The 26,244-nt window shown below is 70.5% G+C and carries 27 protein-coding genes and 1 pseudogene; 9 read left to right on the top strand and 19 right to left on the bottom strand.

What is annotated here, in order from left to right:
• Positions 1 to 6: 6 nt before the first annotated feature.
• The 7 genes from ACFY9I_RS06835 to ACFY9I_RS06805 all read right to left on the bottom strand — a co-directional run bounded on the left by ACFY9I_RS06835 (position 7) and on the right by ACFY9I_RS06805 (position 8,265).
• Positions 7 to 162 (bottom strand): hypothetical protein, encoded by a 156-nt coding sequence (locus ACFY9I_RS06835; protein ID WP_390997614.1) that lies wholly within the window; start codon positions 160 to 162, stop codon positions 7 to 9.
• A gap of 14 nt (positions 163 to 176) precedes the next feature.
• Positions 177 to 2,087 carry a protein kinase gene (locus ACFY9I_RS06830; protein ID WP_390997611.1) on the bottom strand — a complete coding sequence of 637 codons (1,911 nt, stop codon included), beginning with the start codon at positions 2,085 to 2,087 and terminating at the stop codon, positions 177 to 179.
• Positions 2,088 to 2,121: 34 nt separating this feature from the next.
• The gene (locus ACFY9I_RS06825) at positions 2,122 to 3,699 is read right to left on the bottom strand and encodes a DUF6777 domain-containing protein (protein ID WP_390997608.1); all 1,578 of its coding nucleotides are present in this window, start codon (positions 3,697 to 3,699) and stop codon (positions 2,122 to 2,124) included.
• Between the two features lie 157 nt (positions 3,700 to 3,856).
• Complete coding sequence (locus ACFY9I_RS06820; protein ID WP_390997605.1) at positions 3,857 to 4,801, bottom strand: cytochrome c oxidase assembly protein; 945 nt, start codon at positions 4,799 to 4,801, stop codon at positions 3,857 to 3,859.
• Positions 4,802 to 4,987: 186 nt separating this feature from the next.
• Positions 4,988 to 6,013 carry an ATP-dependent 6-phosphofructokinase gene (locus ACFY9I_RS06815; RefSeq protein ID WP_390997602.1) on the bottom strand — a complete coding sequence of 342 codons (1,026 nt, stop codon included), beginning with the start codon at positions 6,011 to 6,013 and terminating at the stop codon, positions 4,988 to 4,990.
• A 246-nt stretch (positions 6,014 to 6,259) separates the two neighbouring features.
• Positions 6,260 to 6,988, bottom strand: coding sequence for a type 1 glutamine amidotransferase (locus ACFY9I_RS06810; protein ID WP_390997600.1), 729 nt, complete (start codon positions 6,986 to 6,988; stop codon positions 6,260 to 6,262).
• A 38-nt stretch (positions 6,989 to 7,026) separates the two neighbouring features.
• A complete protein-coding gene (locus tag ACFY9I_RS06805; RefSeq protein ID WP_390997597.1) occupies positions 7,027 to 8,265 on the bottom strand; it encodes a MurT ligase domain-containing protein in 1,239 nt (412 codons plus the stop codon).
• 152 nt (positions 8,266 to 8,417) lie between these two features.
• Between ACFY9I_RS06805 and def the strand changes: the two genes are divergently transcribed.
• Positions 8,418 to 8,957 carry a peptide deformylase gene (def, locus tag ACFY9I_RS06800; RefSeq protein ID WP_390997594.1) on the top strand — a complete coding sequence of 180 codons (540 nt, stop codon included), beginning with the start codon at positions 8,418 to 8,420 and terminating at the stop codon, positions 8,955 to 8,957.
• Between the two features lie 139 nt (positions 8,958 to 9,096).
• Here the strand turns inward: def and ACFY9I_RS06795 are convergent, their stop codons facing one another.
• Entirely contained in the window at positions 9,097 to 9,741 is a 645-nt protein-coding gene (locus ACFY9I_RS06795) for a TetR family transcriptional regulator (RefSeq protein WP_390997591.1), read from the bottom strand.
• Positions 9,742 to 9,913: 172 nt separating this feature from the next.
• On the opposite strand from ACFY9I_RS06795, the gene ACFY9I_RS06790 reads away from it, so the two are divergent.
• Both ACFY9I_RS06790 and ACFY9I_RS06785 read left to right on the top strand, forming a co-directional pair.
• Positions 9,914 to 11,140 carry an acyl-CoA dehydrogenase family protein gene (locus tag ACFY9I_RS06790; protein ID WP_390997589.1) on the top strand — a complete coding sequence of 409 codons (1,227 nt, stop codon included), beginning with the start codon at positions 9,914 to 9,916 and terminating at the stop codon, positions 11,138 to 11,140.
• A 123-nt stretch (positions 11,141 to 11,263) separates the two neighbouring features.
• Positions 11,264 to 11,926: a transcriptional regulator gene (locus ACFY9I_RS06785; protein WP_390997586.1), complete on the top strand. Its 663-nt coding sequence runs from the start codon at positions 11,264 to 11,266 to the stop codon at positions 11,924 to 11,926.
• 87 nt (positions 11,927 to 12,013) lie between these two features.
• On the opposite strand, the gene ACFY9I_RS06780 is transcribed toward ACFY9I_RS06785, so the two are convergent.
• From ACFY9I_RS06780 to ACFY9I_RS06760, 5 genes are all read right to left on the bottom strand, one after another.
• Positions 12,014 to 12,250 carry a DUF6213 family protein gene (locus tag ACFY9I_RS06780; protein ID WP_390997584.1) on the bottom strand — a complete coding sequence of 79 codons (237 nt, stop codon included), beginning with the start codon at positions 12,248 to 12,250 and terminating at the stop codon, positions 12,014 to 12,016.
• Between the two features lie 25 nt (positions 12,251 to 12,275).
• Positions 12,276 to 13,661 (bottom strand): NADP-dependent succinic semialdehyde dehydrogenase, encoded by a 1,386-nt coding sequence (locus ACFY9I_RS06775; protein WP_390997581.1) that lies wholly within the window; start codon positions 13,659 to 13,661, stop codon positions 12,276 to 12,278.
• Between the two features lie 66 nt (positions 13,662 to 13,727).
• On the bottom strand, positions 13,728 to 14,195 hold the full coding sequence (locus tag ACFY9I_RS06770; RefSeq protein WP_390997579.1) for an NUDIX domain-containing protein: 468 nt from the start codon (positions 14,193 to 14,195) through the stop codon (positions 13,728 to 13,730).
• Positions 14,192 to 15,730 (bottom strand): ATP-dependent DNA ligase, encoded by a 1,539-nt coding sequence (locus ACFY9I_RS06765; RefSeq protein ID WP_390997576.1) that lies wholly within the window; start codon positions 15,728 to 15,730, stop codon positions 14,192 to 14,194. Before ACFY9I_RS06765 ends, ACFY9I_RS06770 begins: the two co-directional genes overlap by 4 nt.
• A gap of 143 nt (positions 15,731 to 15,873) precedes the next feature.
• On the bottom strand, positions 15,874 to 16,803 hold the full coding sequence (locus tag ACFY9I_RS06760; protein WP_390997574.1) for an FAD-dependent oxidoreductase: 930 nt from the start codon (positions 16,801 to 16,803) through the stop codon (positions 15,874 to 15,876).
• Positions 16,804 to 16,881: 78 nt separating this feature from the next.
• Here ACFY9I_RS06760 and ACFY9I_RS06755 point away from each other — a divergent pair, with 78 nt between their 5' ends.
• From ACFY9I_RS06755 to ACFY9I_RS06735, 5 genes are all read left to right on the top strand, one after another.
• Positions 16,882 to 17,505, top strand: coding sequence for a cupin domain-containing protein (locus ACFY9I_RS06755; protein WP_390997572.1), 624 nt, complete (start codon positions 16,882 to 16,884; stop codon positions 17,503 to 17,505).
• A 113-nt stretch (positions 17,506 to 17,618) separates the two neighbouring features.
• Positions 17,619 to 18,596, top strand: coding sequence for a zinc-binding dehydrogenase (locus ACFY9I_RS06750; protein ID WP_390997569.1), 978 nt, complete (start codon positions 17,619 to 17,621; stop codon positions 18,594 to 18,596).
• Positions 18,593 to 19,774, top strand: coding sequence for an acyl-CoA dehydrogenase family protein (locus tag ACFY9I_RS06745; protein ID WP_390997567.1), 1,182 nt, complete (start codon positions 18,593 to 18,595; stop codon positions 19,772 to 19,774). The genes ACFY9I_RS06750 and ACFY9I_RS06745 overlap by 4 nt, the downstream gene beginning before the upstream one ends.
• Complete coding sequence (locus ACFY9I_RS06740; RefSeq protein WP_390997565.1) at positions 19,771 to 20,865, top strand: acyl-CoA dehydrogenase family protein; 1,095 nt, start codon at positions 19,771 to 19,773, stop codon at positions 20,863 to 20,865. The genes ACFY9I_RS06745 and ACFY9I_RS06740 overlap by 4 nt, the downstream gene beginning before the upstream one ends.
• A gap of 213 nt (positions 20,866 to 21,078) precedes the next feature.
• Positions 21,079 to 21,273 (top strand): hypothetical protein, encoded by a 195-nt coding sequence (locus ACFY9I_RS06735; RefSeq protein ID WP_390997562.1) that lies wholly within the window; start codon positions 21,079 to 21,081, stop codon positions 21,271 to 21,273.
• A gap of 36 nt (positions 21,274 to 21,309) precedes the next feature.
• On the opposite strand, the gene ACFY9I_RS06730 is transcribed toward ACFY9I_RS06735, so the two are convergent.
• On the bottom strand, positions 21,310 to 22,482 hold the full coding sequence (locus tag ACFY9I_RS06730) for a phosphodiester glycosidase family protein (RefSeq protein WP_390998092.1): 1,173 nt from the start codon (positions 22,480 to 22,482) through the stop codon (positions 21,310 to 21,312).
• A 114-nt stretch (positions 22,483 to 22,596) separates the two neighbouring features.
• Positions 22,597 to 22,731 (bottom strand): annotated as a pseudogene (locus tag ACFY9I_RS06725) (DUF779 domain-containing protein); the annotation flags it as partial.
• A 40-nt stretch (positions 22,732 to 22,771) separates the two neighbouring features.
• Between ACFY9I_RS06725 and ACFY9I_RS06720 the strand changes: the two are divergent.
• Positions 22,772 to 24,400, top strand: a complete 1,629-nt coding sequence (locus ACFY9I_RS06720) for a recombinase family protein (protein ID WP_390997560.1) — start codon at positions 22,772 to 22,774, stop codon at positions 24,398 to 24,400.
• On the opposite strand, the gene ACFY9I_RS06715 is transcribed toward ACFY9I_RS06720, so the two are convergent.
• From ACFY9I_RS06715 to ACFY9I_RS06700, 4 genes are read right to left on the bottom strand one after another with little or no spacing between them, the layout of a single operon-like run.
• Positions 24,336 to 24,872 (bottom strand): hypothetical protein, encoded by a 537-nt coding sequence (locus ACFY9I_RS06715; RefSeq protein ID WP_390997558.1) that lies wholly within the window; start codon positions 24,870 to 24,872, stop codon positions 24,336 to 24,338. The genes ACFY9I_RS06720 and ACFY9I_RS06715 overlap by 65 nt on opposite strands.
• Positions 24,869 to 25,339, bottom strand: coding sequence for a hypothetical protein (locus ACFY9I_RS06710; RefSeq protein WP_390997555.1), 471 nt, complete (start codon positions 25,337 to 25,339; stop codon positions 24,869 to 24,871). Before ACFY9I_RS06710 ends, ACFY9I_RS06715 begins: the two co-directional genes overlap by 4 nt.
• 18 nt (positions 25,340 to 25,357) lie before the next feature.
• On the bottom strand, positions 25,358 to 26,071 hold the full coding sequence (locus ACFY9I_RS06705; RefSeq protein WP_390998089.1) for an NAD-dependent epimerase/dehydratase family protein: 714 nt from the start codon (positions 26,069 to 26,071) through the stop codon (positions 25,358 to 25,360).
• Positions 26,013 to 26,144 (bottom strand): hypothetical protein, encoded by a 132-nt coding sequence (locus tag ACFY9I_RS06700; protein WP_390998129.1) that lies wholly within the window; start codon positions 26,142 to 26,144, stop codon positions 26,013 to 26,015. Before ACFY9I_RS06700 ends, ACFY9I_RS06705 begins: the two co-directional genes overlap by 59 nt.
• Positions 26,145 to 26,244: the final 100 nt, after the last annotated feature.

The raw sequence follows: 26,244 nt of genomic DNA, 5'->3' as shown, positions 1-26,244 counted from the left end.
TGAGCCTCAGGTGCGTGACGCCACCATCCCCAGCGTCAGCAGACCCAGGACGACCCATCCGAACCACAGCCAGCCGTTGCTGCCGAGCGCCACCGTGTAGGCCGTCACCACGACCAGCCCACCGAGGGTGAGCACCCCCATGGCCTTCGTCGAACCGGGCATCGCAACACCCTTCCTCAGGCTTCTTCTCCCTCCATGGTGCCCCCACTGGCGGAAATGACGGTGCAGACGACGTAATGTGCGCCCTTTTTCCAGCCGTCCTCGCTGATCCAGAAGTCGGAGGCGGTGACGGCGGGCTCGTAGCCGTAGTCCTGCGGCCGTACGTGCTCCGCACAGGCGGCGTCCGCCTCGTCCTGTGCCCTGTCGTACGTGACCCCGGGGCCCATCCGGTGGAAACCGAGCACCTTGTGGCGGTGGCGGTCCTGGCAGGAGACCAGCCGGATCCGGTTGGGGGAGAGGGGGTCGAGGCAGTCCTGCTTCTGCATCGTCGCCGTGTCCTCGAGGATCGTGGTCCCCGGCCGGCGGTACGAGCCGATCGGTCCGTACACCGGGCGGCGCTGCCCCAGCAGCAGGCAGGCGACTCGGTGCCCGGCGGCGTCGAAGCCGTCGTCGGTCGGTACGACGGCTTGGGCACGGATGTCCACGAGCTTCTCACGGGCCTCCTGCGTGAGCTGCTCGCACCGGTCCGCCCCACCTGTTCGGGCGTCCTCGGCCGAGGACGCCTCGTAGGTGGTCATCACCTGCCCGTCCATCGTACGGCCCGAGCACCGGGGCACCAGCCGGAGCTGTGGCGCCTCGGTGAACGGGGTGCCCGGCCAGGTGACGTCGACGCAGTCGCCGTCCCTGAGCGGCTCGGTCAGACCGACCTGCTCGCCGTACGGGCGGCTGCTGTCGCCCGTCCCACCGCTGCCGCCACCGCCCAGCGTCCCCATCGCGTACCAGGCCCCGCCCACCAACAGGGTCAGCGCCAGAGTGGTCGCCACCCCGGCGAGCAGGGCCTTGCTCCGGTGGAACCGGTGCCGTGCCGTGGCGGCGGGGCGGGGAGAAGCCCCCGGGCCCCGGCCCGGGGAGGCCGGCCACCCGGCAGGACTCTCCGGCGCGTACCACGGTGTCTCGTGCGGTACCTGGGAGGCGAGGATCTCCGGCTCCGCCGTGTGCGTGGGCTGGTTGGCCCACTGCGGCTGCGAGCCCAGGTCGGGCTCGGTGCGGGGATGGGCCTGGGGCGTGACGATCGCGGAGAGTGCGGCCTCGGTCTCGGCGGCGGTGATCCGGTGCACGGGGTCCTTGGCGAGCATGGCGGCCAGCACCGGCTCCAGCGCACCCGCCCGCACCATGGGGCGCGGCTCCTCCAGGACGACAGCGGTGAGCGACGCGATCTCCGAGTCCCGGGCGAAGGGCCCGTACCCCTCGACGGCGCAGTACAGCGTGCAGCCGAGCGAGAACAGGTCGGACGCGGCGGTCGGCGGCCAGCCATGGGCTCGCTCGGGCGCCAGATAGCCGGCCGTCCCGACGAGCATGTGGGTACGGGTGTACCGGGTTTCCTGGGTGTCGGGCTGCACGGAGATGCCGTAGTCGGTGAGCAGCACGCGCGCGTACGGCGATCCGGTGCGGTCCGGGGCGAGCAGGATGTTGGCCGGTTTGACGTCCCGGTGCATGATGCCGCGCTCGTGCCCGGCGGTCAGCGCGTCCAGCACGGCGAGCCCGATGCGGGCGCACTCGGCGGGCGCGAGGGTGCCGCGCTGCGCGACGAGGGCCTTCAGATCGAGGGCGCCCGGTACGTACTCCATGACGATCCACGGCAGTTCGTCGTGCTCCAGGACGTCGTGCACGGTGACCACGTTCGGGTGGGCGCGGAGCCCGGCGGCGTGCCGGGCCTCGGCGCGGGCGCGGGCCACGCGGGCCGTGCGCTCCTGTTCGGCCTCGCCCGGACCGCGGAACACGATCTCCTTCAGCGCGACCTCGCAGTCCAGTTGCCGGTCGTGCGCCAGCCAGACATGGCCCATGCCGCCGCTGCCCAGACGGTTCAGCAGGAGATAGCGATCGGCGATGACGCGGCCGACTCCCGAATGCGGTGCTCCTGGCTGCATCGATCACTCCCCGGGTTCAGATCCATCAGAGCCGTCAGATCCATGCGTGCTGTTCGTGGGGCGACGAATCGCTGGGCGGACCGGGATGGGGATCGTGTCTCGTCGGGGTCTCGGTGGGCGGGTCGTTGTCCTCCGGCGGGCTGCTGGGGCCGGGGCCGGGAGGGGGCGACGGCAGGCTCGACCTGGAGGGGCTGGGCGGTGTCGAGGGAAGGGTGGGGGTGGTGAGGCTCGGGGACGGCTCCCTCGAGGTTTTGGACGGCGACGGTGCCAGTGATGTGCCGCCCGTCGATGTGGGAGAACTCGAGTCCGTCGGTGACGACCTGTCGTCCGTCGGAGTGGAGCCCCCGCCGGATGGTGTCGTGTCCTTGTCCGTCGGCGTCGACCCGCGGCCTGACGAGGAGCCGTCTGACGAGGAGCCGTCCGGCGAAGAGCCGCCAGACGACGAACCGCCAGACGACGAACCGTCCGTCTCCGATGGGCCAGTCGAATCGTCCCCCGATCCCGTCGAGCCGGAGTCCGCCCCGGATCCGAAACCAGAGCCGGATCCAGAGCCGGAGCTAGAGCCGGGCCCCGGCCCGGACCCGGACCCGGTCCCCGCCCCAGGATCCTCCGTGCTCGTGCCGGACGACGCCCCCGGCCAGTCCATGTGCAGCGCCACCGCCGTGCCGAACACCAACCGCGCACCCGGCCCGGGGCTCGACCCGGTCACCGGCGCGTCCCCCGGTGGCATCTCGTCCCCGGCGACCGTCACCGCCAGGCCCTTGTCCGCCATGGCAGCGCTGGCCTGCGCGAAGGTCATCCCTCGCACCTTCGGTACAGCCTGCCGCGCACGGGTGTCGAAGGTCGTGTCGGACTCGCCCGTGGTGCCGACCGCCCGGCTGATGCCCTGCTCCGGGTCCTCGACATCGACGAGCCTGATCTCCCTCAACTGCGCGGGCGCGGGCCTGACCACGACGATCGCGGACTCGGTGTAGCCCTTCCACCGGTCGTTGCCGCCGGCGAAATCCACCTTGATGCGTGTGGGGTCCTCGTCGAACGCGCGCAGGGGATTTCCGCAGCTGCACTTCACAGCGGGCAAACCCTGGTCGTCGACCAATACGGCGATACCGGCTTCCAGTAGCGCGTCGAAGGGGACGGCCTCGCCGTTCTTGTAGTCGTGGTTCTTCACCAGGGTGTCGTGGCGCAGGAGAACGGGAGTGAGCGCGTCGAGATAATCACCGATGCCCTCGACCTTGATACCGACGATCCGCGCCCATTCCTGAGCCTTTTGCTCGTTCTCGGGAGCGGTGAGGAAATATTCGAGCTTGCGGACGTCACAGACCTTCGGCTTCTGTGTGCCCCCGTACAGTCCGGGAGCGTTGCCCTGCTGCAGACCGCTGTGCGGCTCCAGGGACGTGAGGGCGGGTTCGTCCCGGCCCAGCCGTTCGCCCTCGTCGAAGAAGGGCGCGAGGGACGGCACCCCCGCTGCCACCGCCTTCACGGCGAGGATCGAAGGAGCGGAGTCGCCGCATCCGCTCAGAATGGCGACGCCCACCAGCAGGACGGCGATCCGGCGGGCAGCTGATTTTCCCGATTTTCGTAAACACGTTCGCAAGCATGCGTGAATGGTCAAGACCGCTCCCCCCGGCGGTTTCCCCCGTCACCCCGCAGAGCGGAAGCGGGGCTCACGCATCATGCTACTGAAAGGCAAAGCCTCTCGGGCAAGGGAAAAAGGAGGAGTCCTCTCCCGTGACCAAAGAAAGAACGGGGGCGCGACACATGAATGGGGCTCATCGACCGCGTGCGTTGAGTGAGGCCAGATAGGCGTTGTACGCCTCGAGCTCCTGGTCGCCGTCCCGGTCGGCCGCGCGGTCCTTGCGTCGGGCCTGGCGCTGCTCGGAGCCGTACCACTGGAAGAGCAGCGCCAGCAGCACCAGCACCGAGGGGATCTCGCTGAACGCCCAGGCGATGCCGCCGGCCGCGTTCTGGTCGGCGAGCGCGTCGATACCGAGGGAGGCGGGCGGGTTCTCGTACGTCTTCACCATCGGCGAGGACGCCATCATCAGCGCGATGCCGAAGAACGCGTGGAACGGCATGCCCGCGAACAGCTCCAGCATCCGCATCAGATAGCCGGGCCGGTGAGGCCCCGGGTCCACGCCCATGATCGGCCAGAAGAAGAACAGCCCGACCATCAGGAAGTGGGTCATCATCACGATGTGACCCGGGGTCGACCCCATCAGGAAGTCGAACAACGGTGTGAAGTACAGCCCGTACAGGCTCGCGATGAACATCGGGATCGTGAACGCCGGATGCGTCACGATCTTCATGTACCAACTGTGCAGGAACATCAGCAGCAGCTCACGCGGCCCCTTGCGCCCCTTGCCCGCCACCGGCAGCGCCCGCAGCGCCAGCGTGATCGGCGCACCGAGCAGCAACATGATGGGCGCCAGCATGCTGATCACCATGTGCTGCACCATGTGCACGCTGAACATGACCATGCCGTAGTCGTTCAGCCCCGTACACGTGACCAGCATCACGAGCAGCACACCGACCACGAACGCGACGGTCCGGCCCGCCGACCAGGTGTCTCCCCGCCGCACCAGCCGCACGACGCCCCAGCCGTACAGGGCCAGCCCCAGCAGGCAGGCGACGAGAAAGAAGGGATCGGCCGACCAGGCGAGCCCCCGCCCGAGGGTGAAGGGCAAAAGCCCCATACCGTGCCCGCTGTGATCCATCCGCCGGCTCCTGTTTCGTGGGGGTTGAGCGCTGTACGTCCGCCCCAAGACTAGAACCGCCCCCGGCCGCCGCTACGACCGGGGGCAGAGCAGCGCGCCCCTTCAGGGGCGCGGGGAACCGCGCGACAAGCCACGAACCGCACGCAGCCGACGAACCACCTGCTGAACCGAGCTCCTAGTCGGAACTCAAAGCACGCACTCCGCCTCGGCGTACCGCTCCGAAGGCACCGTCTTCAACGTCTCCACCGCCTCGGCCAGCGGCACCATCACGATGTCGGTTCCCCGCAGCGCGGTCATCCGACCGAACTCCCCCCGGTGCACGGCCTCCACCGCGTGCCACCCGAACCGGGTCGCCAACACCCGGTCGTACGCGGTCGGCGTACCACCGCGCTGGACATGCCCCAGGATCACCGGCCGTGCCTCCTTGCCCAGGCGCAGCTCCAGCTCGACCGAGAGCTGCCGCGCGATCCCGGCGAACCTCTCGTGCCCGTAGATGTCCTTGCCGCCCTCATCGAAGTCCATGGAACCGGCGCGCGGCTTCGCCCCCTCCGCCGCCACCACGATCGCGAACCGCTTGCCCGCCGAGAACCGCTCGGCGACCTTCGCGGTCAACTCCTCTATGTCGAAGGGCCGTTCGGGGACGACGATGGCGTGCGCGCCGGCCGCCATACCGGAGTGGAGCGCGATCCAACCGGTGTGGCGGCCCATGACCTCCACGACCAGGACCCGCTGATGGGACTCGGCGGTGGTCTTCAGCCGGTCCAGGGCCTCGGTGGCGACACCGACGGCCGTGTCGAAGCCGAACGTGACGTCCGTGACGGCGATGTCGTTGTCGATGGTCTTCGGCACACCCACGATCGGCAGGCCGTTGTCCGACATCAGACGGGCCGCCTTGAGCGTGCCCTCACCGCCGATGGGGATGATCGCGTCGAGGCCCAGTTCCTCGACATGGCCCTTGGCCCGTGCCACGCCGTCCCGCAGATGCGAGGGCTGGACCCGGGAGGAACCGAGGATCGTGCCGCCGCGGGCCAGGATGCCCGCCACCGCGTCCAGGTCGAGCTTGATGTAGTCGCAGTCCAGGAGACCTTTCCAGCCGTCCCGGAAGCCGATGACCTCGTCGCCGTGGTCGACGACGGCGCGGTGCACGACGGACCGGATGACGGCGTTCAGCCCGGGACAGTCGCCGCCGGACGTGAGGACACCAATGCGCATAGCCCGAATACCTTCTCAACGTGGGCCGGGGACCGGACCGCGTTGTCCGGCTGGAATCCCCGCCACCCTACCGGCGGCAGGGGGCGGGGCCGTAGCGGGCGTCCGCCTGCTGGACGGCCCCGCACAGGTGAGCGGAGACCTGGTCAGACGGGCTTTCACACGTGAGCGAAGGCCTCCTAGGATGGGCTTTCGTACGGGCACTGAGGAACCGTTTCTCAGGCTCCTCCGCCCGCCGGACGGGCCGTGTTACGCGGGCTGCGTCGCCGCGGAGATCCGCTCGTTGCGCAGCGCCTCGAACCAGCGGTCGTCGGTCGGCGGGAGCGCGTTCACGTCGAGCGCCAGCTTCAGCAGCAGGTCGGCGATCTGCGGGTTGCGCGCGAGCACGGGCCCGTGCATGTAGGTGCCGAACACGGTGTCGTTGTACGCGCCCTCCGTGCCGTCGCCCGTGCCGTTGCCCTTGCCGAGCCGCACGTTCGCGAACGGGCGGGCGGTCGGACCGAGGTGGGTGACGCCCTGGTGGTTCTCGAACCCGGTCAGCTGGGGCAGACCCAGGCGCGGGTCGATGTCCGCGAGGACGTCGCCGACGCACCGCTCGCCCTCACCGCGGGTCGTGGTCACGTCGAGCAGCCCGAGACCGGGCTCGCGCTGGCCGAGGTCGTTGACGAACTCGTGGCCGAGGATCTGGTAGCCGGCGCAGACCGCGAAGACGATCGCGCCGTTGTTCACCGCCTGGTACAGATGCCCGTCCCGACGCAGGCGCTCGGCGGCGAGCCGCTGCGGACGGTCCTCGCCGCCGCCGATCAGATAGATGTCGCCGGAGGTCGGGATCGGCTGGTCGCTGCGGACGTCCAGGCGCGCCACGTCCAGGCCGCGCTGCCGCGCCCGGCGTTCCACGACGAGGACGTTGCCCTGGTCGCCGTAGGTGCTGAGCAGGTCCGGGTAGACCCAGACGACCCGCAGGCTGTTGTCGCTCATGAAGTCAGTGCCCCTCAGAGTCGTTCGTGGTCGGGTGCTCAGTTGCCCACGCGGCGGCGCAGGTCCTGGAACGCGGTGTAGTTGGCGATGACCTCGATCCGGCCCGGCGGGCACATCTGCACCGCCTGGTCGAGGGTGTCGCAGACCTGGAAGTGCTGGTTCGCCACTTCGAGGCGTACGGCGAGGTCGAGCTTGCGGTCACCGAGCACGAAGATCGGGTGGCCGGTCAGCCGCGTGTAGTCGACGTCCCACAGCCAGGAGGTGTCGGTGCCGTCGGCGCCGCGCGCGTTCACCGACAGGATCACCGGTGACGGCGGCGGGTCGATCAGCGAGAACGTCTCCAGCCAGCCCGCCGGGTTCTTGGCGAGCAGCAGCCGCAGGTCACGCTGCATGAACTGCACCACGTCGTACCGTCCGGCCACTGCCTGCACCTGGTACATGCGTTCCAGGGCGACCTGCGGGGGTACACCGAAGACGGCGGCGGTGGCGGCCGAGGAGGCGGCGTTGGCCTTGTTGGCGCGGCCCGGGAGCTGGAGGTGGATCGGCCAGGCCGACCCGTGCGGGTCGAGGACGTGGTCGCCGGAGAGCGCCCAACTCGGCGTGGGGCGGCGGAAACCGCACTCGCCGCAGAACCAGTCGTCGCCGGGCCGCTGCATCACGCCACCGCAGGACGGGCAGGACCAGGCGTCGTCCTTCCACATCTGGCCGACCGCGACCCAGACCACGTTCGGTGACGACGAGGCCGCCCACACGATCAGCGGGTCGTCGCAGTTGGCCACGACGACGGCCTTGGTGCCGGCCAGGCCCTCCCGCCACGCCTCCGCCATCATGCGGGTCTCGGCGGCACGGTCGAGCTGGTCACGGGAGAGGTTGAGCAGCGCGATGCACTTGGGGTCGGTGTCGCGGGCGACACCGGCCAGGTACTTCTCGTCCACCTCGATGACCGCGAACTTCGCGTCCGAGTTCCCGGCGAGTGCCGAGGTGATGCCCGCGGGCATGTTGGCGCCGAGCGCGTTGGAGACGACGGGGCCCGCGGCCCGCAGTGCCTCGGCGATCAGCCGGGTCGTGGTGGTCTTGCCGTTGGTGGCGGAGACCAGGACGACGTCCAGGCTCTGAGCGAGCCGGGCGAGGAGGTCGGGGTCGAGTTTCAGTGCCACCCGGCCGCCGATCACAGATCCGCTACCGCGTCCTGCGGCACGCGATGCCGCCGCGACCGCCTTGCCCGCCGTCACGGCCAGCTTGGCCCGCGGCGTGAGCGGGTCCGAGTTGCCTGCCATCAGTTCTCGATCCTCCTTGCGTACGGCGCCGCGCCCAGTCCCGGCTACGTGTGGACCAAAGCCTATCGAGATCCACTCACGCGCCCGAATCCCGACGGGCCCGTAGCAGGGTCCGGACCGGCGATATCGGGTCCGAACGTACTCTTGCGGCCATGCGAAGCGGCTCGATTCCCGGCGCCCGAGGGCGCGTTCTCCCCATGACACTGCTCGGGGACCCCGGATTGCACGCGCCTTGTGAAGAGGTGACGCGGTTCGGGCCCGAACTGGTGCGGCTCGTGGAGGACATGTTCGCGACGATGTACGACGCGCGGGGGGTGGGGCTCGCCGCGAACCAGGTGGGCCAGGGGCTTCGGGTGTTCGTGTACGACTGTCCGGACGACGAGGATGTGCGCCATGTGGGTCATGTGGTGAACCCGCGGCTGGTGGCGGCGGAAGGGATTGTGCTCCGAGGGCCGGAGGGGTGTCTGTCGTTGCCGGGGCTGGAGGCGGGGGTGGAGCGGTACGACGAGGCCGTGGTGGAGGGGTTCACGGTCGACGGGGACCGGGTGCGGGTGCGGGGGAGCGGGTTCTTCGCGCGGTGCCTGCAGCACGAGTGCGATCACCTTGAGGGCCGGGTGTATGTGGACCGGCTGTCGGGGTGGCGGCGTTCTCGGGTGATGAGGAAAGCCGCGAGGGCGTCGTGGGGGGCATGAGCTCGTCGGCGGGCGCGGGTCCGGTGGGGGCTTCTCGCGCCCACGCGGTGGAACGCGCCCACGCGGCGGAAGCCGCGTATCGATACAGCCCCGCGCCCCTTGCAGGTGCGCTGATCACCGACTGCACCCTGAAGGAACCCTAGAAACCCGGGCCGCCCACCTTGTCGCCCGCCGCTGCCAGGCGGCCCCAGAGCAGGTCCGCGAGGCTGCGGACCAACTCGGACCTAGTGAGGGGGCGTTCGCCGAGCCACCAGTCGCCCGCGGCGTGCATCATGCCCACGATGCCGTGGCCCCAGACACGTGCCAGTTGGCGGCTGTCGGGGCCGAGGTCGAGGCGGTCCTCTATGACGGTGCCGAGCTCTTCGCCCATGCGGCGCAGCAGGGGGGCGGAGTGCTTGCCGACGTCGAAGCCCTGGTCGCCGGGCTGGCCGCCCTCGGCGGGATGCATGAGAAAGCGGTACACCTGAGGGCGGGCCTCGATGGCCGCCAGATAGGTGTCCAGGGTGGCCTCGACGCGTTCGCGGCGCTCGGCCGGCGCGTCCAGAGCGGCCCGCAAGGAGTCGAGGAGGGCGTCGGTGTGGCGCTGGGCGAGGGCGGCGTAGAGTCCGCCCTTGTCGCCGAAGTGGCGGTACAGGATCGGCTTGGTGATGCCGGCCTCGGCGGCGATGGCGTTCATCGACGCTCCGGGGCCGTCGCGGAGCACGACTCGGTCCGCGGCCTCCAGCAGCTCGCGCCGACGGCGGTCGGTGGACCGTTCCTGGTCGGTCCGCTGCGTGGTGTCCATGAGTCTTCCCCCAAATACTGATGACGGTGACGCCCTGCGCAAACTAGCACTGATTGGCACGTCCCGATCGAACGGGCTACCGAGCACGACGCGGGAGTTGACTTTTACTACCGACCAGTAACAGACTCGAGTTACCGTAGGTAACATCTTAGTGCAGTGCTGGAGGCGTGTCATGGCCGAGTTCACGATGGAACTCAACGAGGAACAGCGAGAGGTCCGCGACTGGCTCCACGGATTCGCCGCCGATGTGATCCGCCCCGCGGCCGCCGAGTGGGACGAGCGCGAGGAGACCCCCTGGCCGGTGATCCAGGAGGCCGCCAAGGTCGGCATCTACTCCCTGGACTTCTACGCCCAGCAGTACTTCGATCCCACCGGTCTCGGCATCCCCATGGCCATGGAGGAGCTGTTCTGGGGCGACGCGGGCATCGCCCTGTCCATCGTCGGCACCGGGCTGGCCGCCGTGGGCGTCCTCGCCAACGGCACCGAGGAGCAGATCGGCACCTGGATCCCCCAGATGTACGGCGACGCCAACGACGTCAAGGTCGCCGCGTTCTGCTCCTCCGAACCCGACGCCGGATCCGACGTGGCCTCCATGCGCACCCGCGCGGTGTACGACGAGGCCAAGGACGAGTGGATCCTCAACGGCACCAAGACCTGGGCGACCAACGGCGGCATAGCCAACGTCCATGTCGTCGTCGCCGTGGTCGACCCCGAGCTCGGCTCCAAGGGGCACGCGTCCTTCATCGTCCCGCCGAACACGCCCGGCCTGTCCCAGGGCCAGAAGTTCAAGAAGCACGGCATCCGCGCCTCCCACACCGCCGAGGTCGTCCTGGAGGACGTCCGCGTCCCCGGCTCCTGCCTCCTCGGCGGCAAGGAGAAGCTCGACGAGCGCCTGGCGCGGGCCCGCGAGCGGGCGAAGGCCGGGGGCGAGCGGGTGAAGAACGCGGCGATGGCCACCTTCGAGGCGTCCCGCCCGGCCGTGGGCGCCATGGCCGTGGGCACCGCCCGTGCCGCGTACGAGGTGGCCCTCGACTATGCCAAGAGCCGTGAGCAGTTCGGGCGGCCCATCATCGACAACCAGGGTGTCGCCTTCCAGCTCGCGGACATGAGGACCTCCGTCGACGCGGCGCGGCTGCTGGTGTGGCGGGCGTCCTGGATGGCGATCAACGGCAAGCAGTTCACCGCGGCCGAGGGGTCCCAGTCGAAGCTGTTCGCGAGCGAGACGGCGAAGAAGGTGACCGCGCAGGCGATCCAGATCCTGGGCGGCAACGGGTACACGCGGGAGTACCCGGTCGAGCGGATGCACCGTGACGCCGCGATCTACACCATTTTCGAGGGTACGAGTGAGGTGCAGCGGCTGGTGATCGCTCGGACCTTGTCGGGGATGCCGATCCGGTGACGCCGTGGGGTGTCGTGCGATGCGGGCCGCGGGAGCGGCGTGGTCGCTCGCGCCCGCGGCGGAGCCGCCCCTGAACAGGGCGTGGGTCACCAGCGACAACACGTGGACCGACGGGAGTGGTCGATGAGGCGCACGGCCGGAGAACTGCTGGAAGCGACGACCGCGCGGCTCGCCCCGGATCCCGGGGCCAACCCCCTGCTGCCCCTGATCGCCTCCGGTGCGGCCGGGCTCGACACCCTCGCCGTGCTCGCGCTGGAACAGCGGCTCGTCATCGCCGCCGACCTGCGCTCCTTCAGCCATCTGGCCGAGCGGTCGGCAACCGAGGAACCGGCGAGCGCCCCCTTCTTCGAGATGCTCGCGGAGGGGGAGGCCGTGGCGGCGGAGGCGCTCGGGGCGTACGCCGAGGCGTGCGGGGTGGATGCGGGACGGGCCGCGTCGTACGAGCCTCTACCAGGCTGTCAGGCCTACCCGTCGTACGTCGCCCGTCTGGCCCTGGGCGCGGCCCCGGCCGACGTGGTGCTCGCCCTGAGCGCCAACTTCTCGTCCTGGGGCGGCTACTGCGCGACGATCTCGAAGGCGCTCCGCGACCACCACGGCTTCACCGACCAGGCCCGCGCCTTCTTCGACTTCTTCGCCGAACCGTCACCGGAACTGGAGGAGAGGGCGAGGTCGGCGGTACAGGCAGGGTTGGATACCGGGCGGATCGACGAGGAGGCGGCCAACGGCTACGGCCGACTCCTGCAGAGCTACGAGTCGATGTTCTGGACCACACTGGCGCGCCCCTGAAAGGGGCGCGGGGAACTGCGCGACAAGCCACGGCGCACCCGCGGTCGCGCCCGACGGCAGCTCCATGGCGCTGGGGCGAACCGGCCTTCAGCCGGAGGCGGCTCCGCTGCTGTGCGCGATGCACGCCACGTCGATCCGGTCCGCCAGCTTCGCCAGCTCGATCGTCAGCGCGGCCACCGTGTCCTCGTCGAGCTCCGCACCCGCCTCCACCAGGTGCAGCCACCGTCCGCCTACCGTCCGCAGCAGCTTGCTCACATCGGCCGCAGACACCTGCAAGGTCCCGCGGTCGTCGACGATCAGAGGCAGAGTCACTTCGCGGTTCACAACGGGGATGTTAGCTGCGGAACGCTCACGCCCCGTGCCATACGGTGGTGATGTTGCAGAACTCGCGGATTCCGTGTCCGGACAGCTCACGCCCGTATCCGGACCGTTTGACCCCGCCGAACGGGAACGCCGGGTGGGAGGCGGTCATCCCGTTGACGTAGACCGCGCCGACGTCGAGGTCCCGGACGAAGCGGTCGACCTCGGCGGCGTCCCGCGTCCAGACGTTGGAGCTGAGCCCGAAGGGCGTGTCGTTGGCGATCGCGATCGCTTCGTCGAGGTCGGCGACCCGGTAGAGCGTGGCGACCGGTCCGAAGGTCTCCTCACGGTGGATGCGCATCTCCGGGGTGATGTCGGCGAGGACGGTCGGCGGGTAGTACCAGCCGGGCCCGTCGGGGCGCTCGCCGCCGCACAGGACGGTCGCGCCGCTCTCCACGGCCTCGTCGACCAGCTCCTCGAGGTCCTCGCGGCCCTGCTCGCTGGAGAGCGGACCGACCTCGGTGTCCTCCTCCAGTGGGTCGCCGACCTTCAGCGCGTTCATGCCCGCCACGAAGCGTTCGGCGAAGGCGTCGTACACGTCGGCGTGCACGATGAACCGCTTGGCGGCGATGCACGACTGGCCGGTGTTCTGCGCCCGGGCCGTCACGGCGACCTTCGCAGCCCGGTCGAGGTCGGCGGACGGGAGGACGACGTAGGGGTCGCTGCCGCCCAGTTCCAGGACCGTCTTCTTGATCTCGTCCCCGGCGACCGAGGCGACGGCCCGGCCGGCGGGTTCGCTGCCGGTGAGGGTGGCGGCCTTCACACGCGGGTCGCGCAGGACGTCCTCGACCGCGCGGGAGCCGATGAGCAGGGTTTGGAAGCAGCCCTCGGGGAAGCCCGCCCGGCGGAAGAGGTCCTCCAGGTAGAGCGCGGTCTGCGGGACGTTGGAGGCGTGTTTGAGCAGGCCCACGTTGCCGGCCATCAGGGCGGGCGCGGCGAAGCGGACGACCTGCCAGAGCGGGAAGTTCCACGGCATCACGGCGAGCACCGGGCCGAGCGGGCGGTAGCGGACCAGGACGCGGGAGGCGCCCGAGTCCTTCACGTCCGCGTCGGAGGGCTCCACGTCGGTGAGCAGCACCTCGGCGTGGTCGGCGTACCAGCGCATCGCCTTCGCGCACTTGGAGGCCTCCGCGCGGGCCTGTGCGACCGGCTTGCCCATCTCGGTCGTCATCACCCGGGCGACGTCCTCCGCGTCCTCGTCGAGGAGGTCGGCGGCCCTGTGCAGCAGACGAGCCCGTTCCGCGAAGGACGTGGTCCGGTACGAACGGAACGTGGAGTCCGCGGTCGCCAGGCGGCGCTCGATCTCCTCCTCGCCCAGGGCGTCGTACGTCTTGAGTGTCTCGCCGTTCGCCGGGTTCACCGTGGCGATGGGCATGGCTGGCCTCCTGAGGGACGGTGCACTTCGACCTTCCCGCGCCGTGGTGGGCACCGCAACGCGGGCTCAGCCCGAGTGCTCCGTGAGACGGTCGAGAAACGCGGCCTGCGCCGGCACGATCACCGCCCGAGCCCGCTCCAGGCCCAGCCACTCCACCCGGTCCAGCTCCGGGAACTCCTGGATCCGCCCCGACCTCGGCGGCCACTCCATGCGGAAGGTTCCCGGCACGACGGTCGCCGGGTCGAGATCCGCCTCGATCGCCCAGGCCGTGACGAGCTTGCCGTTCGCCTGCCGCACCTCGCCCAGCGGTACGGCCTCCCCGTCGGGCGGCGCCAGTCCCAGCTCCTCCTGGAACTCCCGGCGGGCCGCCTCCCAGGCGGGCTCGTCCGGCTCGTACTCGCCCTTGGGCACGCTCCAGGCCCCCGCGTCCTTGTGCGCGAAGAACGGGCCGCCCATATGGCCGAGCAGGACCTCGACGCCATGCTCGGTGCGGCGGTGGAGCAGCAGACCGGCACTGCGCTTGGGTGTGGTCAACGTGTCACCTCGGGGTGTGCGGCGAGCAGGGTTTCGACCGTATCGGCCTGTGCCGGGGACTTGTCCTCGCGATAGCGGATCACGCGGGCGAAGCGGAGGGTGACGCCGGCCGGATAGCGGGTGGAGCGCTGGAGGCCGTCGTAGGCGATCTCGACGACGAGTTCGGGGCGTACGGTCACGCCCCAGCCCTGCTTCTCCACGGCCAGGTCGCTCAGTCGTTCCGTCTGCCAGGTCAGCAGGGCGTCGGTCATGCCCTTGAAGGTCTTGCCGAGCATGGCGAAGGAGCCGTCGGCGGTGCGGGCGCCGAGATGGAGGTTGGAGAGCTTGCCCGCGCGGCGGCCGTGGCCCCACTCGGCGGCCAGAACCACCAGATCGAGGGTGTGCACGGGCTTGACCTTCAGCCAGGAGGCGCCACGCCGCCCCGCCCTGTAGGGGGCGTCGAGGGCTTTCAGGACGACGCCCTCGTGGCCCCGGGCGAGCGTGTCGGCGAGGAACGCCTCGGCCTCGGCGAGGTCGTCGGGTCCGTGCACGAGGGCGCGGCGGACCCGCATCGGCTCCGGGACGAGACGGGCCAGTACGGCGTGCCGGTCGGTGAAGGGCAGGTCGAGGAGGTCCCGACCATCCACCGAGAGCGCGTCGAAGAACACGGGGGAGACGGGCACCTGCTCGGCCGCCGTCGCCACGTCCAGCCGGGAGCCGACCCGCCCCGCCGTCTCCTGGAAGGAACGCGGCCGCCCGTCCTCGTCGAACGCGATCACCTCGCCGTCGAGGATGAAGCGCTCTCCCCGCAGCTCCGATGCGGCGTGGGTGAGTTCGGGCAGACGATCGGTGATGTCGTCCAGAGTGCGGGTGTACAGGCGTACGGCGTCGCCGTCGCGGTGGACCTGGACCCGGATGCCGTCCAGCTTCTCCTCGACCGCGCACGCGCCGAGCTTCGCCACACCCTCCGCGACGGACGACGCGCTGTGCGCCAGCATCGGCAGAACGGGCCGCCCGACGGTGAGCCGGAACCCTTCGAGGGCCGACGGCCCCTCAGTCAGCAGGGCCTGGGCCACGGTCTGCAGCGAACCGGCGAGCATCACCGCCCGGCGTACGTCGGCGGCGGGCGCGCCGGTGGCGCCGGCCAGTCCCTCCACGGCCAGCGCGTCCAGAGCGCCCTGCCGGACCTCGCCGGTGAGCAGCCCGAAGAGGAAGCGCTGCTCGTCGGCGGTTGCCGCCGCCAGCAACTCGCCCACCCGGCGCTTGCGTTCGGCTTGCGAACCGGTGCCGGTGACAGCGCCGATCGCCGTCAGCCGGGCGTCCACCTCGCGCACGGTGAGGGTGGGGTCGCCGGCGGGCGGGACGTGCTGGTTCAGGACCTTCCAGCCGATGCCGAGGCGGCCCTGAGGGAGGCGGCCGGCGAGGTAGGGGATGACGATCGGTACGTCCGCCGCCTCGGCGTCCCGGAACAGGTCGGCGAGCAGAGCGGTCTTCCGGGACCGGGCCGAGGTGGCGGCGACCTCTTGCGACACGCGGGCGAGGCGGGCGAAGAGCATGCGGCCATGGTCCTACGGAGTTCGGTCGGGCGCCCATTGGGGCGCTCATTGGATCGGGGGTGCGGGTGGATCGGCGAGTGGGGGTGCGTCGTGGCTTGTCGCGCGGTTCCCCGCGCCCCTCGATGGCCCTTCGGGCCGCTCGCTCATGCCGCGTCCAGGTCCGTCATCAGCAGTTCTCCGTTGATCGTCGCGCCCGCCCGGTAACCGGAGGACGCCGCGTTGATCACCTGTTCGGAGAAGCCCATGGCGTTGCCGGCGGCCCAGACACCGGGGACGGTGGTCAGGCCGGTGGGGTCGACCACCGGGTACGAACCGAACGGGGTCTCGTTCAGCTCGGCACCCAGCTTCTCCAGCAGGCTGGTCCGCGGGATCGGGCGGGGGGCCGTGAAGAGCACCGAGCGGGCGTGGGTCGTCCCGTCGGCGAGGGTGACGCCGGTGAGGCGGTCGTCCTCCACCAGCAGGCCCGCCACCTCCCCGGGGGCCACCGACACTCCGGCGGCGGCGAGGCGGCGCAGGTCTTCGTCGGAGAGTTCGTCCTCGGTGACGGTGTGCAGGAACAGGGTCACGTCCTTGGACCACTGGGAGACCATCAGTGCCTGGTGGACGCTCAGCGGAGAGGTCGCCAGCACGCCGAAGGGCTCGTCGCGGACCTCCCAGCCGTGGCAGTACGGGCAGTGCAGCACGTCCCGGCCGAAGCGCTCGGCGACGCCGGGAACGGACGGCAGCTCGTCCTTCAGCCCGGTGGCGACGACGAGGCGCCGGGCCCTCACCGCCCGGCCGTCCCCGAGGGTCACGGTGAAGCTCCGCCCGTCCACATCGCGGGTGACGTCCACCGCACGGCCACGGACCAGTTCGACGCCGTACCGGCCGATCTCCTCCCGGCCCACGGCCAGGAACTCCGCCGGGGACATGCCGTCCCGGGACAGATAGCCCTGCATATGGGCCGCGGGCGTGTTGCGGGGCTCGCCCGCGTCGACGACGAGGGTGCGGCGCCGGGCCCGGCCGAGGACCAGCGCGGCGGAGAGTCCGGCCGCGCCGCCGCCGACGACGATCACTTCGTACTGCTCGGTCATGTCTGACCACCTCCACGACGACAGTCCCCCGAGCGGTACGGCATTGACAAACGTCTTTGCCGAAACTGCAATGACTCCATGAGTGGGACGAGCGGGATGAACGACAAGAGCGGGGCGAGCGACGGGCCTGCCGGGACGGACGAGGTGCTGGCGGGTGTCGGGCCACGGCTGCGGCGGATCCGGAAGGAGCGGGGGGCCACCCTCGCCGGGCTGTCGGAGGCGACCGGAATCTCGGTGAGCACGCTCTCGCGGCTGGAGTCGGGCCTGCGCAAGCCCAGCCTCGAGTTGCTGCTGCCGATCGCGCGGGCCCATCAGGTGCCGCTGGACGAGTTGATCGGGGAGCCGCCGGTCGGGGACCCCCGGGTCCGGTCGAAGCCGATCACCCGGCACGGGCGGACGTACTGGCCGCTCACCCGGCAGCCGGGCGGCCTCCAGGCCTTCAAGGTGCTCGTGCCGCAGGGGAACCAGGAGCCCGAACCCCGCACCCACGAGGGCTATGAGTGGCTGTATGTGATGTCCGGCAGGCTACGGGTCGTGCTCGGTGAGCACGACCTGGTGATGACCGCCGGAGAGGCCGCCGAGTTCGACACCCGGGTCCCGCACTGGTTCGGGTCGACGGGGGAGGGGCCGGTGGAGTTCCTGAGCCTGTTCGGGCCGCAGGGAGAGCGGATGCACGTACGGGCGAAGCCCACGCGCGCGTGACGCACGCTACGGGCCCCCGACGGTTCCCCGAAGGGCAAGCGACCGCTTAGTATGCATACGACAGTCGACCCCGGTCAGACGAAGCAGTCCGAAGCAGTCCGTGGAGGCACCGCATGCAGGCATGGCAAGTGCACGAGAACGGCGAGCCGAGCGAGGTGATGCGGCTCCAGGACGTGGAGCGGCCCGCCCCCGGTGACGGCCAGGTCCTGCTGAAAGTGCGTGCCGCGAACATCAACTTCCCGGACGTGCTGATGGCCCGGGGCCACTACCAGGTCCGACCGCCGCTGCCGTTCACACCCGGCGTGGAAATCTGCGGCGAGACCGAGGACGGCCGCCGGGTCATCGCAACCCCCGCGCTGCCCCACGGCGGTCTCGCCGAGTTCGCGGTCGCCGACGCCGCCGCGCTGCTGCCCGCGCCCGAGGCGCTGGACGACGCCGAGGCCGCGGCCCTGCACATCGGGTACCAGACGGGCTGGTTCGGCCTCCACCGCCGGGCCCGGCTGGAGGCCGGGGAGACGCTGCTCGTCCACGCTGCCGCCGGAGGGGTCGGCAGCGCTGCCGTGCAGCTCGGAAAGGCGGCCGGGGCGACGGTCATCGGTGTCGTCGGCGGCGCCGACAAGGCGGCCGTGGCCCGGGACCTGGGGTGTGACGTGGTGGTCGACCGGCGGAGCGAGGACGTCGTCGCCGCCGTGAAGGAGGCCACCGGAGGCCGGGGCGCGGACGTGATCTACGACCCCGTGGGCGGCGAGGCCTACACGCAGTCGACCAAGGTCGTCGCCTTCGAGGGACGCATCGTGGTCGTCGGCTTCGCCAGCGGGACGATCCCCAGCCCCGGCCTCAACCACGCCCTCGTCAAGAACTACTCGATCCTCGGCCTGCACTGGGGCCTGTACAACACCAAGGACCCGAAGCTGGTGCAGCACTGCCACGAGCAGCTCACCGGGCTGGCGGCCCGGGGCGTCGTCAAGCCGCTGGTCAGCGAGCGGGTGCCGCTCGACGGTGCCGCCGCGGCCGTACAGCGCCTCGCGGACGGTGTCACCACCGGCCGGGTCGTCGTGGTGCCGTCGCTCAGGAACGGAGCCGCCGCATGACCGACGCAGCCGAACTCAGGCGCCGTGCGGCCGAGTTGCTCGCCGCCCATCCGCCCGCCGACACCGACCGTCTGGACTTCCTGCGCGCCCGCTTCGACGCCGGGCTCGCCTGGGTGCACTACCCCGAGGGCCTCGGCGGCCTCGGCGCCCCGCGCTCCCTCCAGGCCGTCGTGGACGCCGACCTGGAGGCGGAGGGTGCCCCCGACAACGACCCGCGCCGCATCGGCATCGGCCTCGGCATGGCCGCTCCGACGATCCTCGCCTACGGCACGGAGGAACAGAAGCGCCGGTATCTGCGACCGCTGTGGACCGGCGAGGAGGTCTGGTGCCAGCTCTTCAGCGAGCCCGGTGCCGGCTCCGACCTGGCCGCGCTCGGCACCAGGGCCGTAAGGGAGGGCGACGACTGGGTGGTCAACGGGCAGAAGGTGTGGACCTCCAGCGCGCACGTCGCCCGGTGGGCCATCCTCATCGCCCGCACCGACCCGGATGTGCCCAAGCACCGAGGTATCACCTACTTCATCTGCGACATGACCGACCCGGGTGTCGAGGTCCGGCCGCTGCGCCAGGTCACCGGTGAGGCCGAGTTCAACGAGGTGTTCCTCACCGACGTCCGCATCCCGGACACGCGGCGCCTCGGCGACGTCGGCGACGGCTGGAAGGTCGCGCAGACCACGCTGAACAACGAGCGCGTCGCCATCGGCGGTATGCGGCTGCCCCGTGAGGGCGGGATGATCGGCCCGGTGTCGAAGACCTGGCGCGAGCGCCCGGAGCTGCGCACGCACGACCTCCACCAGCGCCTGCTCAAGCTCTGGGTCGAGGCCGAGGCCGCCCGGCTCACCGCCGAACGGCTGCGCCAGCAGCTCGTCGCCGGACAGCCCGGCCCCGAAGGCGCGGGCATGAAGCTCGCCTTCGCCCGCCTCAACCAGGAGATCAGCGGCCTGGAGGTCGAACTCCGGGGCGAGGAAGGCCTGTCGTACGACGACTGGACGATGCGGCGCCCGGAGCTGGTCGACTTCGTCGGCCGCGACGCCGGCTACCGCTACCTCCGCTCCAAGGGCAACAGCATCGAGGGCGGGACCACCGAGGTCCTGCTGAACATCGTCGCCGAGCGCGTCCTGGGCCTGCCCGCCGAGCCGCGCACCGACAAGGACGTCGCCTGGAAGGACCTCGCCCGATGACAGCACAGCGCGCCCAGCCCGATCTGCTGTACTCGGAGGAGGAAGAGGCCCTCCGCGCGGCCGTCCGCGATCTGCTGGCCGACCACTGCGACGCGGCGGGCGTCGTCGCCCGCGTCGAGACGGACGCACCGCACGACCGCGAACTGTGGAAGCTGCTCTCCGACGGCATGGGCCTCGCCGGGCTGCTCGTCCCCGAGGAGCAGGGCGGCCAGGGCGCCACCCACCGCGAAGTCGCCGTTGTCCTGGAGGAGTTGGGGCGCGCGGTCGCGCCGGTGCCGTACCTCACGAGCGCCGTCGTCGCCACCGAGGCCCTGCTGGCCGGTGATGCCGGCGACCTGCTCGGCGACCTGGCCTCCGGCCGGCGAATCGGCGCCCTCGCGGTCGCGCTGAACCTGCCCGCCGGGAGCGCCTACAAGGTCGTACGGTTCGAGGACGGCGCTCTGCACGGCGAGTTGACCGGCATCGCGGACGCGGCCGTCGCCGATCTGCTGCTGGTGCCCGCCGACGACGGCGGTCTGTACGCGGTGGACGCCTCGGCGGCGACCGTCACCCCGCAGGTCTCGCTGGACCTGACCCGGCCGCTGGCGAAGGTGGTGCTCGACGGGGCACCCGGCCGTCTCCTCGGCGACGCCGAGCCGGCCGTACGGCGTGCCCTGAGGGCCGGAGCCGCGCTGCTGGCCTCCGAGCAACTCGGCCTGGCGGAGTGGACGTTGACCGAGACGGTCCGCTACCTCAAGGAGCGCAAGCAGTTCAACCGGCCCGTCGGTGGCTTCCAGGCGCTCAAGCACCGCCTCGCCCAGCTCTGGCTGGAGGTCGTCAACCTCCGGGCGACCGCCCGGAACGCGGCCGACGCGCTCGCCACCGGCAGCGACGACGCCGACCTCGCGGTGGCCGTGGCCCAGGCGTTCGCGGCGCCCGTGGCCGTCCACGCGGCCGAGGAGGCGCTGCAACTGCACGGCGGGATCGGCATGACCTGGGAACACCCGATCCACCTGTATCTGAAGCGGGCGAAGGCCGACTCGATCGCGTACGGCACGGCGGGCGCCCACCGGGCGGCAGTAGCCGAACTGGTCGACCTCCAGGCCCCCTGACCCACCACGCGGAAGGCCCGCCCCACCCGGGGCGGGCCTTTTCGCGAGCCCCGCACGGACGGTACGAGCGGGGGCGGCACTCCGGAGGGTGGGCGCTGGGCGGGTGCCCGACACCACCTGTTCGGCCGATACGTCAGCCGCACGGACGAACCGTTCGCTACGCCACACTTACGGCCGAATGCCGCGAAGTGGGCGTGGCGGAGGAGGTTGACGATGGCCGTTTCCATCTCTGTGGTGGTGTTGCTCGCGATCCTGACGGTGATCTTCATGCGCAACGGCGCGCTGAAGTTCTCGCACGCCGCGGTCTGTGTACTGCTCGGGTTCTCCATGGCCGGTACGAGTCTGGCGCCGACGATCCACAGTGGTCTCACGGCGACGGCGGACATCGTCGGTGATCTCGAGCCGTGAGTGGGTGAGTTCCCCGCGCCCCTGGAAAGCGGGTTCTCACGGCTTGGTGAACACGCCGATGCCGTTGGGGACGGCACGCTCCGCGCCGTCGGTCGGGTGGTTGCGTACGGTGACGGCGGTCGCGCCCGGTGCGCGGGCGACGAGGGTGGAGGAGCCCCCGCCGTCGAGGCTGAACGCGTCCACGGAACCCAACTCCCGCATCGCGGTGGCGACTTCGGCGATCGTGAGACCGGTGCGGTACGCGGCGGCCCCGTCCAGGGCGAGCAGGAACAACCGGTGGCCGTCGTCGGCGATGCCGGCGGCCGTGCGGACCGCCGAGGTCGTGGCGTCGAGGCCGGGGAGCGGGCGGCCGGCCCGGACGACGGGGTAGCCGCCGAGCGCGAACGTGTACGGGCTCGTGTCCGACGAGGGGACGAGGCGGTGCCGTACCTCGACCGTGTCGCCCGGGGCGAGTTTGCGCAGCCACTGGGCTCCCGCCTCACGGCCGACGAGGACGGTGGCACCGGGGTCGATGGGGCCGTTGCCGGGCGTGCCGGCCGTGCGGACCACACGGCCGTCCGCGACCAGCACCTCGTGGGTGTCGGCGCTGCACGGCGCCGCCCGGTCGCTGTCCGTGCCGCAGACGGCCCGCAGCCGTGAGATCTCCCCCCAGTCCGAGGTGAACGCCCCGACGGAACCGACCGGCAGGGCGTACTGGTTGAGACCGCCGAGCGGCACGACGCCCTCAGCGGTGGTGACGGAACCGTCGAGGGCGATGCTGTCGAGGCGGGCCCTGCCGTCGGCCGTGACACCGAGCACGTCCTTGGTGGTCGTGCCGGGCGGCAGGGCCGGGCCGAAGCGCTGGCCGTTCGGGACGGCGGCCTTGAGGGCGTGCCCGTCGGCGATCGCCGGGCCGACCGGGGCGCCCGTGGCCGCGACACCCGGGTGCTGGGTCTCGGTGATGTTGAAGAAGTCGCCGTTGACCCCGGCCACGGCACCCGCCGACGTCGCCAGCCGGGACACGGTCGCCCGTGCGGCCACCTTGCCCGGGTGGAGGAGTCCGACGCCGACCCGAGTGCTGCGCAGATCGACGCTCAGCACATGGGCGTGCGCCACACCCTTGGTCGCCCGGATGTCGAAGTGGGTGTACTCGACGCCCGGAGCGATGACGACGGCCCTGGGCGCGCCAGTGGCCGGGGCCGCCCCCACGAGGACCGCGCCGGCCAGCACACTCCACGCCGCGAGAACCGTCAGTACCGTCCTCGACCGCCCACCACGACGCGTCACGATGCCCCCTGATGTCTCGTCAACCGTTCCTGGACTCAGGGGAAGTGCACCAGACGACTACCGGCCGGGCGGCGGCTGAGCGTCGACGACGCGGGAACGGATGAGAAAACGCACTCCTTCGGGTGCTTCCAGGGAGAAACCGCTGCCCCGGCCCGGTACGACATCGACGATCAGCCGGGTGTGGCTCCACAATGCGGCTTACAGATTGCATTAACTCGCTAACATCACCCACATGCCCTACGCGCCCGAGTACCTGCACCTGGTCTTCGCCGGAGTCACCTTCGAAGCCCTCCTCTATGGCCGCAACAGCGACGACGCCGTAGGCAGCGGCGACTCAGTCGAAGCCCAGCTCGCCACCGGCCGCACCCTGTGCCACGACTACAACTGGGCCATCGCCCGCGAGTTCAAAGACACCGACACCTCGGCCAGCCGACACGGCAAGAAAGCCCGAACCGAATTCGAGGCCCTCCTCGCCACCATCACCGAAGGCACCGCCAGGCCCGGCGTCCGGCGCATCGTCGTCGCCTACAACGCCTCCCGGTACTACCGCGACTTGGAGGCGTACGTCAGGCTACGAAACGCCTGCCTGGCCGCCAACGTACTGCTCTGCTACAACGGCCAGGTCTACGACCTCAGCCGACGCGACGACCGCAAGGCCACCGCCATGCACGCGGTCGACGCCGAAGACGAAGCTGAAGGGCTACGCGACCAGAACTTGCGCACTGCCGGCCGCCAAGCACAGGCAGGCATGCCCCACGGAAAGTCGATATACGGGTACACGCGGACGTACCAGACCGTGAACGGACGTAAGCGCTGCACCGGCCAGAGCGAAGACGGCCGAGGCACGTACGTGTATCAGGCCTTGCAGCGCTTCGACTCAGGGCACAACCTGCGGGCGCTCGTCCGCTGGCTCAAGTCCGAGCCGGAAGCGGCCCGGCCGGACGGCAAAGCGTGGACAGAGCAGTACGTGCGGATGATGCTCTTGAACCGGGCCTACCTTGGCGAACGCCTCCATAGGGATTCGTACATCAAAGCCGTATGGGATCCGATCAAGAGGCTTGACACCCCTGAGGGCCGGGCCATGTTCAACCGTGTGACTGCCAAGCTCACCGACCCCGGCCGCAGGACGCAGCGAGGCACTGAGGTGAAGCACCTCCTGTCATACCTGGGCCTGTGTGGTGAATGCGGCGACCATGCAGTACTCCGTTACCTCGCCCCCAGCGGCAGGCGGAAGACGACGCTGGTCTGCAAGGAAAAGTTCGACACGTCCATCGTCGAGACGACGCTCGACGCCTACGTCGAGGAGGCGCTTCTCACCTGGTTCAGCGACAAGGAGAGCGCGAGAGCCGCCCTTGTACCGGCCGACGACAAGGTCAAGGAAATGGCGGCCGCCACGCAGAGGCTCATCAACGCCTACGAGGAGCAGCTCGACGAAGCCCAACGTCTGGCCCAGGAGTTCGACGACGAAGCGGGCCGATTCAAGCTGTCGCCCGCGTCGCTAGCGTCGATGGAATCCCGACTGGAGCCGAAGTTGGAGGCGGCGCGCAAGAAGTTGCAGAGCTTCACGGGGGTATCTCCGCTGCTTCTCAGGATGCTGGAGGCGAGGGATCCAGAGGTTGTGTGGAGTGGCCGTCCAGCGACCGAGGATGAGCCGGCGGTGCCGGGTCTCACGATTGAGCAGAAGCGGGAAGTGATCCGTAAGGTCGTAACTGTCCGGCTGTATAAGGCGCAGGGTTCTGGCCGGCGCTCGTTGGGCGATGGCCGTGTTCGGCTGTCGTTCTTCGGGGAGCCGGGGTTCAGGGACCGACCACTCCGTGTCCCCGAGGCTGCTTCTCTGGCTGCTGGTTCGGGAACTGGATGAGGGTGGCGCCGCGGCGTGTGTCTGGGGCGAACTCGCCGTTGTGGAACATGCGGACTGTGGCTTCCATCGTCTCGCAGATGAGGCTGGCGCTGCGCTCTTCGAACTCGGCGGAGAGCGCTTCGCGTTCCTGGGCGATGCCTTCCAGGAGTGCGGCTCGTTCTTCGTCGAGGTCGCGGCGCATGCGGGTGCGTTCGCCCTCCAGGGAGGCTTGGGCCGCGATATAGCGGGCCCACTCCGTTTGTGTCTCGTGCTGGGCTTGAGCGAGGAGGCCGCGTTCGGTGCGGGTGTCGGTGACCCACCGGTGGATGACGAGCAGCACCGCAGCGGTGAGGGCGACCATGATGGCTCCCACTCCGCCGAGGGAGTGGGAGACCTGGTCGTGGAGTATGCCGTTGAGGGCGAGCGCCACTCCTCCGAACAGGACGGTCGCCACCGTCGTGGAAGCGATTGCTGTGCCGCTCGCGAGTCTCATGCGCGCATCCCCCATGTCACATTGCCGGTGGCGTTCAGGACGAGGGCGGAGAGTCCGGCGTCCGGGGGCCCGTCAAGCTTGCGGTGGAGTGCTGCGAGTTCCCGCTGCCGCTCGCTGACTTGCTCGATGAGCTGGTGCCATGTCGTGTCCCGTGACAGGAGGAGGGCGTCGCAGAGGGCGAGCCGGGACCGCTCGTGCGCGTCGACGAGCTGGGCAGTCCCCGCGCGCTTCGGGTCCTCGACGACCTCGTTCAGGAACGGCGGGTCGTTGGCGGGGATGTCGATGGTCACCCTGTGGAAGTTGACTATCGCTCGGGCCCCGACCGCCGCGGCAAGCCCGTTGGTGGCGTCCTGCGACTGGAGGAACGCCTCCCGTTCGTCTTCTGTGATCTGGTCTACGACAAGGACGAACGGCGGCCGGTCGTCGCCTGTGCCTTCGGGGAGTTCGAGGATCTGCAAGCGGGCCACGACCGCCTCCTTCAGGTGTCAGGCGGCCAGGTAGCCGGGGAGCCATTCGGTGGCGTAGTAGTCGACCGTGCGCCGGATGCCCTCGTCGAGGGGCACGAAGTCGGCGGCCGTCATCCCGATCTGCGCGAGCGTGGACGTGTCGGAGGAGACGACCGCGTTCGGGACTTCGCCGGGCCGCATCGGCAGGTGCTTGACCCCGACCGGCTCCCGTGCGGTGATCTCGGCGGCGTAGTCGGCGACGAGGCGGGCGATGTCGTTGACGGTGACCGACGTGAGCGGGCCGACCTCGACGGGCCGTTCGGTGGGCCCGTGTTCGGCGGTGTGCTCCAGCGCTTCCACGAACGCGCGGGCGACGTCCTCGACGTACACGCAGTCGCTGATCTGGGTGCCGTCGCCGTACACCTCGATGTCCGTGCCGGTGAGCGCGCGGCAGGTCAGCGCGGGGAGGATCTTCCGCACCTTACGAGGACGCGCTCGTCTGCCGGAAGGACCCGGCCCCGGATCCAGGGCCGGGCGAGGGGACTCCGCAGGCTGCGGGCGCGTTGGATCCGCAGCGACGGGTGTACGCGTAGGCCTGGTTGTCGGTGGGCGGTCGTAGGCTGGTGGTATCCATACAGCGCATGCTGGCTGCGTGAGCTGAGCCCCGCCGGGTGTCCGGCGGGGCACTCGCGTCTCAGGCCGCTTCGACGACTTCGGCCCGTACAGCCTCCGCCCACTCCACGTACAACTCATCCCGCCGCGCCCGCTGCTCATCCGTCAACGGCACACGCGGATCCACCCACAACGCCCTGATCTCGGCGTTCACAGCCGCAGCAGAGCGCACAGGGCCAGAGGCCGGGGGTTCGGGGGGCATACAGTCAGCCTATCGAGCGACGCCCCCAAACACGCATGGCCGCCCACGGAAA

It is taken from the genome of Streptomyces sp. NPDC012510 (assembly GCF_042955065.1).
In the GTDB taxonomy this organism is placed as follows: domain Bacteria; phylum Actinomycetota; class Actinomycetes; order Streptomycetales; family Streptomycetaceae; genus Streptomyces.
Note: the sequence above shows the minus strand (reverse complement) of the source record. Positions and strands in the feature narration are given on the sequence as shown.